This is a genomic window from Dokdonia sp. 4H-3-7-5 (assembly GCF_000212355.1).
GTDB lineage: Bacteria > Bacteroidota > Bacteroidia > Flavobacteriales > Flavobacteriaceae > Dokdonia.
Genome location: NC_015496.1, coordinates 1,966,013 through 1,978,991 on the forward strand (window position 1 = coordinate 1,966,013; position 12,979 = coordinate 1,978,991).

Consider the following 12,979-nt stretch of genomic DNA (forward strand, 5'->3'; position numbering starts at 1 on the left):
GAGAGACAAAAATAGACTTGCTATAACGACCTAGGTGTAACCCAAGTTACTTAAGGTCTATAAATCTATAATTTGGATATTATTTCTGTGTAATTCAATTTTTCCTAAGTTCTCTAATTTCTTAAGAAGTCTTGATACCACTACTCTTGAGGTGTGCAATTCGTAAGCAATTTCTTGATGCGTGTTATTAATAATTTGCTCATCGTTTACTCTAGCCTTTTCTTTTAAGTAGTTTAAAAGGCGTTCATCCATGTTATCAAATGCGATACTGTCAAGAGTTTGTAATAGCTCGTTGAGGCGGTTGTGGTAACTCTCAAAAACAAAATTTCTCCAAGATTTGTACTTAGCCGTCCATTCTTCCATTTTCTGTACAGGTACCATAATGAGCTTGGTGTCTGTCTCTGCAATTGCTCGTATTTCACTTTTAGTTTGCCCCATGCAGCAGGTCATTGTCATAGAGCAGGTATCTCCTTTTTCTAGATAGTAGAGGAGAAGCTCATCTCCATTTTTATCTTCTCTTAATACCTTAATTACTCCAGAGACCAGTAGCGGCATTCCTTTTACATAGCCGCCTATTTCCATGAGTTTAAAACCTTCAGGAACCTCCTTGTAAGTGCCTACTTGGAGTATTTCATTGATAAGTTCATCTTCAAAGAGATGACCGTAACTGGCTTTTAGTTCTTGAATCATTATGCGGCTTTTTTAAGAATGCTAGGGTCATATTTAAAAAAGAAATGAGCCCAAATAGATTTTGATACGGCACCTATGTATGGCATTGTGATGATTAATGCAATGACGATACTCGTTAGAATACCTGTAGGTCCAAAATCTAAACCAAAAATAAAGGATAAAACATAAACGGCCACGGCAACTGCGATTCCCACACCATAAGATACGTACATAGAGCCCGTATAAAAGCTAGGTTCTATACTATATTTTAATTGGCATTTAGGACAGTTCTTTTTAACCTTATTCATGTTAGAAAGCTTATAAGGATGCGCCTCAAGAAATTCACCTTCTCTGCATTGAGGACATTTTAAAAATAAGATGCTATATATTATCGATTTACCCATGGACAATTCAGTTTTTTATGTAAAATTAAACGTATTAAAATATGCTCACGGTAACTTATGTTACATATTGTAATATTTAAAATTAGTTATCTTTATACCCTTGAGTAAACTTATATCCATATCGTTGTCACTTGTTTTCCTATTGCAAAGCTTTGGGATGCACATTAATGATATGGTGCAACTAGGCGATTTTTTTGAGCATGCAGAGTTCCATAAAGAGCAGTATGGAGATAATATATTCGTATTTGTTGCAAAGCATTATGGCGAACTAAAAGCAGAGCACGAAAAAGAACATCAAGAAGAACAGAAAGACCACGAGCAATTACCTTTCCAGCATCAAACACATCATACGGCTGTAGCAGATTTTATTTTGAATACTATTAAAGAGGAATTCAAAACACTTGAATTTGTAGATTTTAGAACTCATAACTTTCACTACCAAGCTCCATCATCTTCGTTACACCTAGATGGACTATTCCAGCCACCACGGCTTTCATAAATAATCAGATCTAATTTATTTTTAGCACCTAGTCTTGTAAAGATTTGGGGCTCTTCACATTGATTATTTTATGACAAAATGCTATCACATATTATCAATTTCAGCATAAGAAACAAGTTTGTTGTTCTCTTATTTACGGCCTTTATTATAGGTTTTGGGCTGTATTCCTTGTCGCAAATTCCTATAGGTGCCGTGCCAGATGTTACAAACAATCAGGTGCAGGTTATTACTACTTCACGTAATCTCTCTACGCAGGATATGGAGCAATTCATAACCTACCCTGTAGAGTTAGAAATGGCAAACTTACCAGGCGTGATAGAGATACGCTCTGTTTCAAAATTTGGATTATCTGTCGTCACCATTGTATTTGAGGACGATATGGGAACCTATTTGCCTAGGCAGCTCATTGCTGAGAAAATCAAATCTGCATCAGAAAAAATCCCTAAGGGTTTTGGCACACCAGAGATGGGGCCTATCACAACCGGACTAGGTGAGATTTACCAATACATACTTGATGTAGAACCAGAATTTAAAGACAGGTATAATGCTGAAGATTTAAGAACCATCCAAGATTGGATAGTAAAGCGCCAGCTCTCAGGAATTCCGGGAGTAGTTGAGGTAAATACCTGGGGCGGATTCTTAAAGCAGTACGAAGTTGCTATCAATACAGAAAAACTTAACGCGATGGATATAAGTGCGCGCGAGATTTTTACAGCTTTAGAAATGAATAATAGTGTCTCTGGAGGTGGCTATATAGAAAAGGTAAATCAGGCATTTTTTATACGTGGGGAGGGTCTCATTTCATCACTAGATGATATAAGTAACATCGTGGTTAAGAATGACGATGGAGTACCTGTGTATATAAAAGACGTTGCCAAAGTAGGTTATGGGAGCGCCACACGTTTTGGAGCAATTACCGGAAACGGTGAGGGCGAGAAGGTGCTAGGGCAAGTGATGATGCTTAAAGATGCAAATTCTAAAAAAGTGATAGAAGCTGTAAAGGAACGCGTTGCCGAGATGTCGAAATCACTTCCAGAGGGTGTATATATTAATGCATTTTTAGACCGTAGTGACCTTATTGCAAAAACCACCTTTACCGTTGCCGAAAATCTCATTTTAGGATGTCTAATTGTGATTTTTGTAGTGGTTTTATTACTCGGTAATTTTAGATCTGGGCTAGTAGTGGCATCCGTAATTCCGTTGTGTTTGTTATTTGCATTATCACTTATGTACATCTTTGGAGTAGATGCAAACTTGATGAGTCTTGGCGCTATAGATTTTGGGATTATTATAGACGGCGCGGTCATAATTGTAGAATTTATAGCATTTGAAATAACGAGAAAGAAAGATGAGATTTACGCTTTCGCGAAAGCGGAACAACAACAATTAAAAGATAAGATTACATTCTCTGGAGCATCAAAAATGATGAATTCGGCCATCTTTGGTCAGCTTATTATTTTGATAGTTTTTATTCCTATTCTCTCACTGAGCGGTGTAGAAGGAAAAATGTTTAAGCCTATGGCGCTCACCTTTAGCTTTGCATTAATAGGAGCGATGATTTTTTGTTTTACGTATGTACCCGTAGCGGCATCTATGTTTTTAAAACCATCTAATGCGACAGATAAAAATATCTCCGTAAGGTTAATGAAATGGCTAAATAAAATGTATGAGCCAGTTATTCACTGGGCATTACAGAGCAAGAGACTCGTATTAGGAATTGCGGTAGTTTTACTTGCAATAGCTATCTATTTGTATAGCACCATGGGTGGAGAATTTGTCCCCACACTTGATGAAGGTGATTTTGTGATTCAGCCAGTATTAAAAACAGGAACCTCTCTAAGTAACACAGTAGAAATTACCACCGAAATTGAGAAAATACTATTAAGTCAATTTCCAGAAGTAAAGCAAGTGGTAACTCGTATAGGTGCTGCAGAGGTGCCTACAGATCCCATGTCTATGGAAGAAAGCGATGTGATTATTGTACTCAAACCTAAAGGAGAGTGGACGTCTGCCTCGTCAAAAGATGAGCTGGCAGATAAGTTTAAAAAAGCACTTGCTGTCATCCCGGGAATGGAAGTAGAGTTTACACAACCTATAGAGATGCGTTTTAATGAATTGATTACCGGTGTACGTGCAGATATTGCGATTAAGATTTTTGGCGATGATCTTGAAATCCTTGCAAAGAAAGGAAGTGAGATAGGAGCTCTTATCGAAAACGTAGCAGGCGCAGCAGATGTTTCTGTTGAGAAAGTGGCAGGCTTGCCTGAGATGAGTGTGCAATACAATAGAGCAAAAATAGCTAGGTATGGTCTCAATATTCAGGATCTCAATGATATGGTTTCCATGGGATTTGCGGGTAAGACTGCTGGAAGCGTTTTTGAAGGAGAAAAGCGTTTTGACCTAGTAGTACGACTAGACAAGGAGAAGCGTCAAGATATCGATAACCTTAAAAATCTATACATTGATCTCCCTGCTGGTGGAAAAATACCATTAAGCGAACTAGCAACTATAAGCTATAAAACAGGAGCTGCCAAAATATCTCGTGACGATACAAGAAGAAGAATTGTAGTGGGTGTTAACGTGCGTAATCGTGATTTACAATCTGTGGTGGCTGACGTCCAGAAGTTGATTAACGAGAATGTAAAATTACCTATAGGGTATTCTATTACTTATGGAGGGCAGTTTGAAAACTTACAAAGTGCAAAGGCACGATTAATGGTTGCGGTGCCTATTGCACTTATTCTCATATTTATTCTTCTCTATTTTGCTTTTAAATCTGTCAAGGAAGCACTGATGATTTATTCTGCAATACCGCTGGCTGCAGTAGGAGGTGTTCTCTTATTGTGGCTGCGTGATCTACCTTTCAGTATTTCGGCCGGCGTAGGTTTTATTGCGTTGTTTGGGATTGCAGTTTTAAATGGAATTGTATTAATAGAGCATTTTAAAGAATTACAAAAAGAAGGTTTTGAAAGTATAGAAGCGTTAATAAAGCAAGGAACAAAAGATAGGTTGAGGGCTGTTTTACTCACAGCATCTGCTGCGGCTTTAGGGTTTTTACCTATGGCAATTTCTACAAATGCTGGAGCCGAGGTGCAGCGACCGCTAGCCACTGTGGTAATAGGAGGGTTGATTACAGCGACCTTACTTACCCTCATCGTATTGCCAGTTCTGTATGCTTACCTAAATACTCCTAAGAAAAATAATGAAGGCTTGTCCAAAGGCAAGGTTACAACCATAGGTATAGTGGTATTACTATTTTCTGTAAACCTAGGAGCGCAAGAAGAGGCTAAGTCGTTGCAAGAGTTAATCCCATTAGCTATTGAAAATAATCTTGGGTTAAAAGCGAGTAGGCTAGAAGTAGCACAATCTGAAGCCTTGATTAATAGCGCTTTTAGCTTTGATAAAACGCAGGTGTATTATGAGTTTGACGAGAATAATCTGGCCATAAACGATCGACCACTACGGGTTTTTGGGATACAGCAGGACTTTAAATTTCCCACCGTTTATTTTTCAGAAAAGAGCGTAAATAAAGCCAGCGTTAAGGTGGCTTCTAGTGCGTTTGATATTAAGAAAAAGGAAATTGAGCGTAAAGTAATAGGAGCTTATTATGACTATCAAATTGCTAGACAAAAGGAACGAGTGTATAGCGCACTAGATAGTTTGTACACAGATTTTTCTAGAATGGCGTCAAGGCGTTTTGAACTAGGAGAGACTAATTACCTAGAGAAGATTACTGCGACTTCTAAGCAAAAACAGGTGGAGCTTAGCTATAAACAAGCGCAGAGCGAAGTAGCACTTGCCTATGGGGATTTACTAAAAGTGGTGCAGGTAGACGAAGCTATTGTAGTCGCTAGTGAGCCTTCGTTTAAAGTAGCGCTAGCAACTTTAGATATAAGCAGTAGTGCAGAAGTGGCATATTATCAAAACAGAGTATCCCTGCTTCAGGCAAAGGGTCGTTTTGAAAAACAACAGCTCCTGCCAGATCTAAGTCTCAATTATTTTCAAGGAACAAATTCTGGGCTTAATGGTAGTCTTTATGGATATCAATTAGGAGTGAAGATCCCAATATTATTTGGCGGTCAATCTGCTAAAATAAAAGCAGCAAAAATCGCCGAAGATATCGCAGTCACACAATCTAGTGAGTATGAGATACAACTCGATGCAAAATATAATGCCCTAACAGAAAAGTTGTCGCAACTTCAAGAAGCACTAGATTATTATGAAAATGAAGGAGCATCACTTTCTCAAGAAATTTTAAAAACAGCAAACGGTAGTTTTAGAAATGGTGAGATTAATTTTTACCAGTATATCCAGAGTCTTGAGAGCGCTTATGAGATAAGACTAAGCCACCTTGAGAAACTCCATGTATACAATCAAACTGTAATTGCCATTAATTACTTAACCTTATAAATACGACTACATGATACGTAACTTAAATATAATAGCATTACTAGGTTTTGTACTAGTAAGCTGTGGAGAAAAAACCACAGACAAAACCGAGCCATCTTCTCATACGGAAGCGATGGATGATCGCATTCAAGTAACTCAGGCGCAGTTTGATCAAAGTAAGATGTCTTTAGGAGGACTGGAAGAAAAATCATTTCCTACAGTAGTTACTTTAAATGGGATGATTGATGTACCGCCAGAAAACAGAGCCGTTGTAACTGCTTCTTTGGGTGGTTATATAAAAACGACTCCATTGCTTATAGGTGATATCGTGCGCAAAGGTCAGCTGCTTGTAACTATTGAAAATCCTGAGTTTGTAGCCCTGCAACAGCAATACATGGAGGTAAATGAGCAACTCACTTATCTCAAAGCGAAATACGACAGACAGGTAACAATGAGAGCAGAAAATATTACCTCTCAAAAAAGTTATCTAAAAGCCGAAAGTGAGTACAAAACAGCAGTTGCTAGACACACGGGATTAGATAGACAACTTAGAATGATTAATATTTCTCCAGCGAGTGTTCGAGCTGGAAAGATAAGTTCTGTGGTAAGCATTAACGCGCCTATTTCGGGAAGCATTACTAAGGTAAACGTTTCAAAAGGATCATACGTTTCACCAGCTACCGAAATTTTAGAAATTATAGACAATGATCATATACATCTAGAACTTTCGGTTTTTGAAAAAGACATCTTAAAAGTAAAGAAAGGTCAGGCAATAGATTTTAAAATCCCAGAAGCTTCTTCAGCGATTTATAAGGCTGAGGTGCATCTTGTAGGCACTTCGATTGAAGCAAATAGAACGATTAAAGTGCATGGACATCTAGAAGATGAGTCTGGTGTTAATTTCTTAACGGGAATGTTTGTAGATGCTAGTATTGTAACAAATTCCGCTTTCGCGAAAGCGTTACCTTCATCCTCCATAGTGACGGTAGATGAGAATTCTTATATCTTAGTGCTAGATGAGAAGCAGGGTGATACCTATTATTTCCGTCAAGCCGAAGTTGAGGTAGTTCAAGAAAGTGAAGGATTTTCATTAGTGCAATTCAATACTAACATGGCGGCCGATACGCAGTTTTTAACTAAAGGAGTGTTTAATTTATTAGGAGAGTAATCATGGAGGCAAGGATACCAGAAAAGCATTACATCTATAGAAGTGGGTGGCTTAGGGCGGCAGTACTTGGTGCAAACGACGGGATTCTGTCTACAGCGAGTATCGTTATAGGAGTTGCGGCTGCAAGTATTACTAGAGAACCTGTATTACTTGCAGGTGTTGCCGGCTTAGTGGCTGGCGCATTATCTATGGCAGCTGGAGAGTATGTATCTGTTAGTTCGCAAACAGATGTTGAGAAGTCTGATCTTGCTCGTGAGCAGCGCGAACTTATAGAAACACCACATGAGGAGCTCCTAGAGCTAGCAAGAATATATGAGCGTCGTGGTCTCAGTCCAGCGACTGCGCTAGAAGTTGCCACCCAATTAACAGCTCATAATGCCTTAGAAGCGCACGCAAGAGATGAACTAGGAATACATGAAATGACGGAGGCAAAACCATTGCAAGCAGCACTTTCTTCTGGTGTGGCTTTTACAGTGGGTGGTTTTTTACCTGTACTGGTTGCTTTTATGGCGCCTTTAGAGATGATGGAATATGTGCAATATATAGCTGCCATTTTATTTTTAATCATTTTAGGTGTCGTGTCAGCAAAGGCTGGAGGGTCGAGCCCTATAAAGGCTGTGCTTAGAATTACTTTCTGGGGTACGCTGGCTATGGGATTAACTGCACTTATAGGTCAGTTCTTTAATGTGAGTATCTAATTGTGAGTTAATTATCGAGGGTGTTAGTGTATTTAAGAATGACTGCGCAAAAGACTGTGCGCAGTAGGATAGGTCGCTAGTATCATTACCATAGGTTTAAAGTTTGTGATGGATTAGATTGTAAAGTATCTTCGCGCGTTCATGTCAGTGCGCGTTGCGTACTAAAACAATAAAAAATAATGGAAATCAATCCTACAGAAATTGTCGGTTACTTAGCAAGTCTTTTTGTATTGTTATCATTTTTAAATAAAGATCTACGAAAGTTGCGTATTGTAAACTCTATAGGTTGTGCATTATTTGTAACGTATGGAGTGTTATTAGGTAGTATTCCTATCATTATTACTAATCTTGCAATACTATTTGTAAACGGATATTATCTCTTTGTAAAGAAGGATTAATGTATCTCTCTGTTTTACAGTGCTTATCGTGAGTGAGAAGAGCAATAGTTTTATTTATGCTTTTTGATTCTACAAATGAATATTGCTAAACATAAATTTGTATAAATCCTTGTAAATTAGTATGAGTTCGCTTATATTCGCCAAAATTTGAAATACTGTATGAAATTAATGGAAGAAGCGGTGGCTTTTGAAAATGCTTCAATGAGCAATATGTCCACCAGTGATCGCGTTGCTGCTTCAAGAGAGGCAAAACGACTCATTCTTGCACTGAATGAGATTTTTAAAGAGACAAAAGACTCTGAAATAATGGATGCTATGAAGCGTCTCACCGAAAAGAAAAAAAAGATAGAAAAACGCTTGAAGGGTAGACCTGATAGTATGTAAAATAAAAGAGGCCTCACTTGTGACGGTCTCTTTTTTATTGAACCCCTTTTTAAGCGTGTGGCTATGCAACCAGACAACTTTACAAACGAATTTTTTGGCATTGGGATACAGAATGGTAAAACACCAGAAAATCTAGGTGTTTTATGGCGCTCTGCTCAAAACCTAGGAGCCAGTTTTATTTTTACCATCGGTAATAGATATGCAAAGCAATCTAGTGATACGCATAATGCGGTAAAGGCAATGCCGTATTACCATTATGATACCTTTGATGACTTTTTTAAGCACTTGCCTAAAGGTGTACGCATTGTAGGTGTAGAGCTTGATGATCGCGCAGAGACGCTAGAAACCTTTCATCACCCGCGTCGTTGCGTTTACTTATTGGGTGCAGAAGATCATGGTCTTACTAATGAGGCTATAGAAAAGTCGCATTTTCTTATAAAATTCCCATCTACATTAAGTCTCAATGTTTCGGTGGCGGGAAGTATTGTGCTTTACGATAGGACTAGGGTAAAGCCTAGATCTTGATGAGTTACGCTTTCGCTAAAGCGTACTTATAGAATTTGTAAACTCCAATTATATATTTATTCATCTATTACCTCAGTTCTCGCTGAGGAGCAAGCGCAACGTGGCAAATTAAAGTATCTTTGCCTAAAATAAATTATTATGTCTCATAAAGCAGGATTTGTAAACATCATCGGTAACCCTAATGTGGGTAAAAGTACGCTTATGAATGCCTTTGTGGGCGAGCGTCTTAGTATCATCACCTCAAAAGCGCAGACTACGCGTCACCGTATTTTAGGTATTGTAAATGGGGAGGATTTCCAGATGCTATTGAGTGATACGCCTGGTATTATAAAGCCGGCATATGAGTTACAGGCTTCTATGATGGACTTTGTAAAAAGTGCTTTTGAAGATGCAGATGTACTTTTATACATTGTAGAGCTAGGTGAGAAAGAGCTTAAAGATGAGGCATTTTTTAATAAAATACGCGGTTCAAAAATCCCTGTTTTATTACTTATAAATAAAATAGATAAAGGTAACGAAGATACACTAGCAGAGGCTTTAAAATTATGGTCTGAAAAAGTACCAAATGCTGAGGTGTTTGCTATATCTGCACTCGAGAGCTTTGGTGTGCCACAGGTATTCAATAGAATTATAGAACTCTTGCCAGAGTCACCAGCTTTTTATCCTAAGGACCAACTTACAGACAAACCAGAGCGCTTTTTTGTAAATGAGATTATCCGTGAGAAAATCTTGATGCACTACAAGAAGGAAATTCCTTATGCTGTAGAGATTGATACAGAAGATTTCTTTGAAGAGGATGAGATTATCCGCATGCGATCAGTCATTATGGTGGAGCGTGATAGCCAGAAAGGAATTATAATTGGACATAAAGGAACTGCTCTAAAAAGAGTAGGTGTAGAGGCTAGAAAGGATTTGCAGAAATTCTTTGGTAAGCAAGTACATATTGAGCTTTATGTAAAGGTGAATAAGAACTGGAGAAGTAATTCTAACCAGCTTAAGCGTTTTGGATACAACCAGAAGTAATTATGAGTACGCTTTCGCGAAAGCGTAAGTTTACAAAGCATTACGGCCAGACCGACTGATTCATGAATAGAAAACTTAAAAATAGCGAACTCAACCGAAAATCTGTTTCTGATTTTAAAGAGGCAGAGAAGACGCCTATAATTATCGTACTGGATAATATACGTAGCCTTAATAATGTAGGGTCCGTTTTCCGAACTTCAGATGCTTTTTTAGTAGAGAAAATCTATCTCTGTGGCATTACTGCAACGCCACCGCATCGCGATATACAAAAGACAGCCTTAGGAGCGACAGATGCTGTAACTTGGGAATATGTAGAAGACAGTATTGCTCTAGTGAGAAAATTAAAAGAGGATGGTGTTCATGTGTGTGCAATAGAGCAAGCAGAAGGAGCAGTGATGCTTGATAAGTTTGTGCCCACTACTGGTGAGAAGTATGCTGTTGTTTTTGGAAACGAAGTAAAGGGTGTTCAGCAAGAAATTGTGTCTCTAAGTAATACTGTTATTGAAATCCCACAGGTGGGTACAAAGCATTCTCTTAATATTTCTGTGAGCGCTGGGGTAGTTATCTGGGACCTATTCAGCAAGTTAGGAGTTTCTTAATGATTTGTTAAGCTGTTATTTAACAGTGGGTTAAGAATGTGATCGCATTTTTTGTTTATCTTTATCTAACAAAAACTAAACAACATGTCAAAATTCACAATGCCTATCAGATTTGCTTTTGCAATGAGCGGTGGCCTCATAGCGTACTTCTTAGTACTTTCTCTATTTAATTTGCATACTAATGTGCTATTCTCACTCTTTAATGGAGTGATCGTAGGCTTTGGTATATACGAGGTTATCAAGTACACACAAATCAAAAACGGAGCTACATATAGCTATACCGACGGTATGGTAAATGGAGTTGTCTCGGGATTTGTAGCAACTATCATTTTTACAGGGTTTTTTGCATTATATGCAGGAAACGTAAATCCAGAATTTTTAGATGGATTAATAGGTCCTTGGGAGCAAACGTATAATACAAGTATAGGTTCTGTGGTGTTTACAGTAGCGATTGCAGGTTTTGCAACTGCGGTATGCTTATCTCTTTGCTTTATGCAATTATTTAAGCCAAGTTGGAACACAGAAGGAACAAAGAAAGTATTAAAAGATAGAGGTGACTCTGTGAGAGGGTAATTACTTAAAAATAGAAACACAAAAAAAACCGCCAATTGGCGGTTTTTTTTGATCTTGTGAGTTACGTTTTAATTTACTCTAGTTAGCGTTACGTCGCTAGATCCTTCTATGTTTATATCTATTCCTTCTGGTAAATCTAAAGGTACAGCATCTTCAAGATCGCTAGTTATAAGAAGGGTAGTTGCGTTGAGAATTTCTATTGTCGAGCTTCCTGCATCTTGACCTCCGCTAATAAAATCATTGTCAACTTGGGCAGTTGTAAATCCTGTAAAAGTTAGTTGGTTTCCATCGATGCTCCAAGTTCCATTAGTGTCAACGTCTTCGATAGTAATTGTTTGGGTGAATTCTTCGCCATCTGTTGTTGAGGTTACTATGTAGTCATAAGATCCATTTGCAACCAGTGTGTTGTCTTCATTAAAAGTTACTGTGTAATCAAAGTTTGATCCGCTACCGTTTGAGGTAGATGAGATAGTTTGACCAGCAAAAGCATATGTAAGATCGCTGCTGAAGTTTAAATCTTGGATTGACCATGTTCCTACAATAAGATTTGTGTCAACATCTGGAGCGTCATCTGTAGAGCAAGATGTAAGTGTAAATGTTAAAATGATTAATGTGATGATTGATTTTAAATGTTTCATTGTTAATTGATTGATTAGTTAAGTGAGCGAAAATATATCTACAATCGTTAAAGTGCAAATAAAAACGTTAAAATATTTTTTTCATAGGGTTATGTTTCTTATTAATAGTATTACTGTGCTGTTAAATAGGAGTTTGTTGTTTCAGCTTTGTAAGAATGAGACGTGGTGCCGGGTGATTATTGTAAGTTCATTTTAGAATTTCTGTAAGAATGTATTTGTAGAGTGATATTATTATATAAAAACAAATGATGCTTATTGTAAATCTTAAGATAAATAGTATATTTGCACCCGCTTAAACTGAGAGGTTTGGGCTATTATTAGTGTAATAACAATATTTAATTAATCGCTATGTACGCAATTGTAGAGATAGCAGGGCAGCAATTTAAAGTTGCAAAAGACCAAAAAGTCTTTGTTAACCGCCTATCTACCGAAGAAGGAAAAACTGTCGATTTCGACAAAGTACTTTTGGTAGGAGACGGATCTAACATCACTTTAGGCGCCCCAGCTATAGACGGAGCTCTAGTAGGAGCAAAAGTCTTAAGACACCTTAAAGGTGACAAAGTAATCGTTTTCAAGAAGAAAAGACGTAAAGGATACCGTGTGAAAAACGGACACCGCCAGTCTCTTACTGAAATCGTAATTGAAAGTATCGCTACTTCTGGAGCTAAGAAAGCTGCTCCTAAGAAAGAAGAGAAAAAAGCTGAACCTAAAGCTGCTGCTCCTGCAAAGGAAACTGCACCTAAGGCTACTGCAAAAAAATCTTCTAAAGCAGACGATCTTAAAAAAGTAGAAGGTATCGGACCTAAAATTGCTGAAACTCTTGTAGAGGCAGGAATTTCAACTTTTGCAGAACTTGCAAAAACTGATGCTGCTAAGATTTCTGAAATTATCGCAGGTGTACGTGGAAATCACGTAACTGACACATGGCCAGCACAAGCACAAATGGCTGCTGATGGTAAGTGGGATGAGCTTAAGAAATGGCAAGACGAATTAGACGGTGGTAAAGCTTAAT

General features: G+C 37.9%; 14 protein-coding genes. 11 read left to right on the forward strand and 3 right to left on the reverse strand.

Going from position 1 to position 12,979, the window contains the following annotated elements; translation table 11 throughout:
• Window positions 1–57: 57 nt before the first annotated feature.
• Window positions 58–690: a Crp/Fnr family transcriptional regulator gene (locus tag KRODI_RS08670; protein WP_013751224.1), complete on the reverse strand. Its 633-nt coding sequence runs from the start codon at window positions 688–690 to the stop codon at window positions 58–60.
• Window positions 690–977: a DUF983 domain-containing protein gene (locus tag KRODI_RS08675; protein WP_237699361.1), complete on the reverse strand. Its 288-nt coding sequence runs from the start codon at window positions 975–977 to the stop codon at window positions 690–692. The genes KRODI_RS08670 and KRODI_RS08675 overlap by 1 nt, the downstream gene beginning before the upstream one ends.
• A 196-nt stretch (window positions 978–1,173) precedes the next feature.
• Here KRODI_RS08675 and KRODI_RS08680 point away from each other — a divergent pair, with 196 nt between their 5' ends.
• The 10 genes from KRODI_RS08680 (at window position 1,174) to KRODI_RS08725 (ending at window position 11,329) form a co-directional block, all read left to right on the forward strand.
• Window positions 1,174–1,572: a hypothetical protein gene (locus KRODI_RS08680; protein WP_013751226.1), complete on the forward strand. Its 399-nt coding sequence runs from the start codon at window positions 1,174–1,176 to the stop codon at window positions 1,570–1,572.
• Window positions 1,573–1,650: 78 nt separating this feature from the next.
• Window positions 1,651–5,982 carry a CusA/CzcA family heavy metal efflux RND transporter gene (locus tag KRODI_RS08685; RefSeq protein ID WP_013751227.1) on the forward strand — a complete coding sequence of 1,444 codons (4,332 nt, stop codon included), beginning with the start codon at window positions 1,651–1,653 and terminating at the stop codon, window positions 5,980–5,982.
• A gap of 10 nt (window positions 5,983–5,992) precedes the next feature.
• On the forward strand, window positions 5,993–7,129 hold the full coding sequence (locus KRODI_RS08690; RefSeq protein WP_013751228.1) for an efflux RND transporter periplasmic adaptor subunit: 1,137 nt from the start codon (window positions 5,993–5,995) through the stop codon (window positions 7,127–7,129).
• Between the two features lie 2 nt (window positions 7,130–7,131).
• Window positions 7,132–7,827 carry a VIT family protein gene (locus tag KRODI_RS08695; RefSeq protein WP_013751229.1) on the forward strand — a complete coding sequence of 232 codons (696 nt, stop codon included), beginning with the start codon at window positions 7,132–7,134 and terminating at the stop codon, window positions 7,825–7,827.
• Window positions 7,828–8,006: 179 nt separating this feature from the next.
• Window positions 8,007–8,225 (forward strand): YgjV family protein, encoded by a 219-nt coding sequence (locus KRODI_RS08700; RefSeq protein ID WP_013751230.1) that lies wholly within the window; start codon window positions 8,007–8,009, stop codon window positions 8,223–8,225.
• 159 nt (window positions 8,226–8,384) lie between these two features.
• On the forward strand, window positions 8,385–8,609 hold the full coding sequence (locus tag KRODI_RS08705; protein ID WP_013751231.1) for a hypothetical protein: 225 nt from the start codon (window positions 8,385–8,387) through the stop codon (window positions 8,607–8,609).
• A gap of 63 nt (window positions 8,610–8,672) precedes the next feature.
• Complete coding sequence (locus KRODI_RS08710) at window positions 8,673–9,134, forward strand: RNA methyltransferase (RefSeq protein ID WP_013751232.1); 462 nt, start codon at window positions 8,673–8,675, stop codon at window positions 9,132–9,134.
• Window positions 9,135–9,272: 138 nt separating this feature from the next.
• Window positions 9,273–10,157: a GTPase Era gene (gene era / locus KRODI_RS08715; RefSeq protein WP_013751233.1), complete on the forward strand. Its 885-nt coding sequence runs from the start codon at window positions 9,273–9,275 to the stop codon at window positions 10,155–10,157.
• A 62-nt stretch (window positions 10,158–10,219) separates the two neighbouring features.
• Window positions 10,220–10,756, forward strand: a complete 537-nt coding sequence (locus KRODI_RS08720; protein ID WP_013751234.1) for an RNA methyltransferase — start codon at window positions 10,220–10,222, stop codon at window positions 10,754–10,756.
• An 84-nt stretch (window positions 10,757–10,840) separates the two neighbouring features.
• Window positions 10,841–11,329: a DUF4199 domain-containing protein gene (locus KRODI_RS08725; protein WP_013751235.1), complete on the forward strand. Its 489-nt coding sequence runs from the start codon at window positions 10,841–10,843 to the stop codon at window positions 11,327–11,329.
• Window positions 11,330–11,397: 68 nt separating this feature from the next.
• On the opposite strand, the gene KRODI_RS08730 is transcribed toward KRODI_RS08725, so the two are convergent.
• Entirely contained in the window at window positions 11,398–11,967 is a 570-nt protein-coding gene (locus tag KRODI_RS08730; RefSeq protein WP_013751236.1) for a hypothetical protein, read from the reverse strand.
• 348 nt (window positions 11,968–12,315) lie between these two features.
• On the opposite strand from KRODI_RS08730, the gene rplU reads away from it, so the two are divergent.
• The gene (gene rplU / locus KRODI_RS08735; protein ID WP_013751237.1) at window positions 12,316–12,978 is read left to right on the forward strand and encodes a 50S ribosomal protein L21; all 663 of its coding nucleotides are present in this window, start codon (window positions 12,316–12,318) and stop codon (window positions 12,976–12,978) included.
• Window position 12,979: the final 1 nt, after the last annotated feature.

What these genes read in the sequence shown, in the direction of transcription:
- KRODI_RS08670 (WP_013751224.1), bottom strand. Translation starts at nt 690, where the DNA reads ATGATTCAAGAACTAAAAGCCAGTTACGGTCATCTCTTTGAAGATGAA.
- KRODI_RS08675 (WP_237699361.1), bottom strand. Translation starts at nt 977, where the DNA reads ATGAATAAGGTTAAAAAGAACTGTCCTAAATGCCAATTAAAATATAGT.
- KRODI_RS08685 (WP_013751227.1), top strand. Translation starts at nt 1,651, where the DNA reads ATGCTATCACATATTATCAATTTCAGCATAAGAAACAAGTTTGTTGTT.
- KRODI_RS08690 (WP_013751228.1), top strand. Translation starts at nt 5,993, where the DNA reads ATGATACGTAACTTAAATATAATAGCATTACTAGGTTTTGTACTAGTA.
- KRODI_RS08695 (WP_013751229.1), top strand. Translation starts at nt 7,132, where the DNA reads ATGGAGGCAAGGATACCAGAAAAGCATTACATCTATAGAAGTGGGTGG.
- KRODI_RS08700 (WP_013751230.1), top strand. Translation starts at nt 8,007, where the DNA reads ATGGAAATCAATCCTACAGAAATTGTCGGTTACTTAGCAAGTCTTTTT.
- KRODI_RS08705 (WP_013751231.1), top strand. Translation starts at nt 8,385, where the DNA reads ATGAAATTAATGGAAGAAGCGGTGGCTTTTGAAAATGCTTCAATGAGC.
- KRODI_RS08710 (WP_013751232.1), top strand. Translation starts at nt 8,673, where the DNA reads ATGCAACCAGACAACTTTACAAACGAATTTTTTGGCATTGGGATACAG.
- era (WP_013751233.1), top strand. Translation starts at nt 9,273, where the DNA reads ATGTCTCATAAAGCAGGATTTGTAAACATCATCGGTAACCCTAATGTG.
- KRODI_RS08720 (WP_013751234.1), top strand. Translation starts at nt 10,220, where the DNA reads ATGAATAGAAAACTTAAAAATAGCGAACTCAACCGAAAATCTGTTTCT.
- KRODI_RS08725 (WP_013751235.1), top strand. Translation starts at nt 10,841, where the DNA reads ATGTCAAAATTCACAATGCCTATCAGATTTGCTTTTGCAATGAGCGGT.
- KRODI_RS08730 (WP_013751236.1), bottom strand. Translation starts at nt 11,967, where the DNA reads ATGAAACATTTAAAATCAATCATCACATTAATCATTTTAACATTTACA.
- rplU (WP_013751237.1), top strand. Translation starts at nt 12,316, where the DNA reads ATGTACGCAATTGTAGAGATAGCAGGGCAGCAATTTAAAGTTGCAAAA.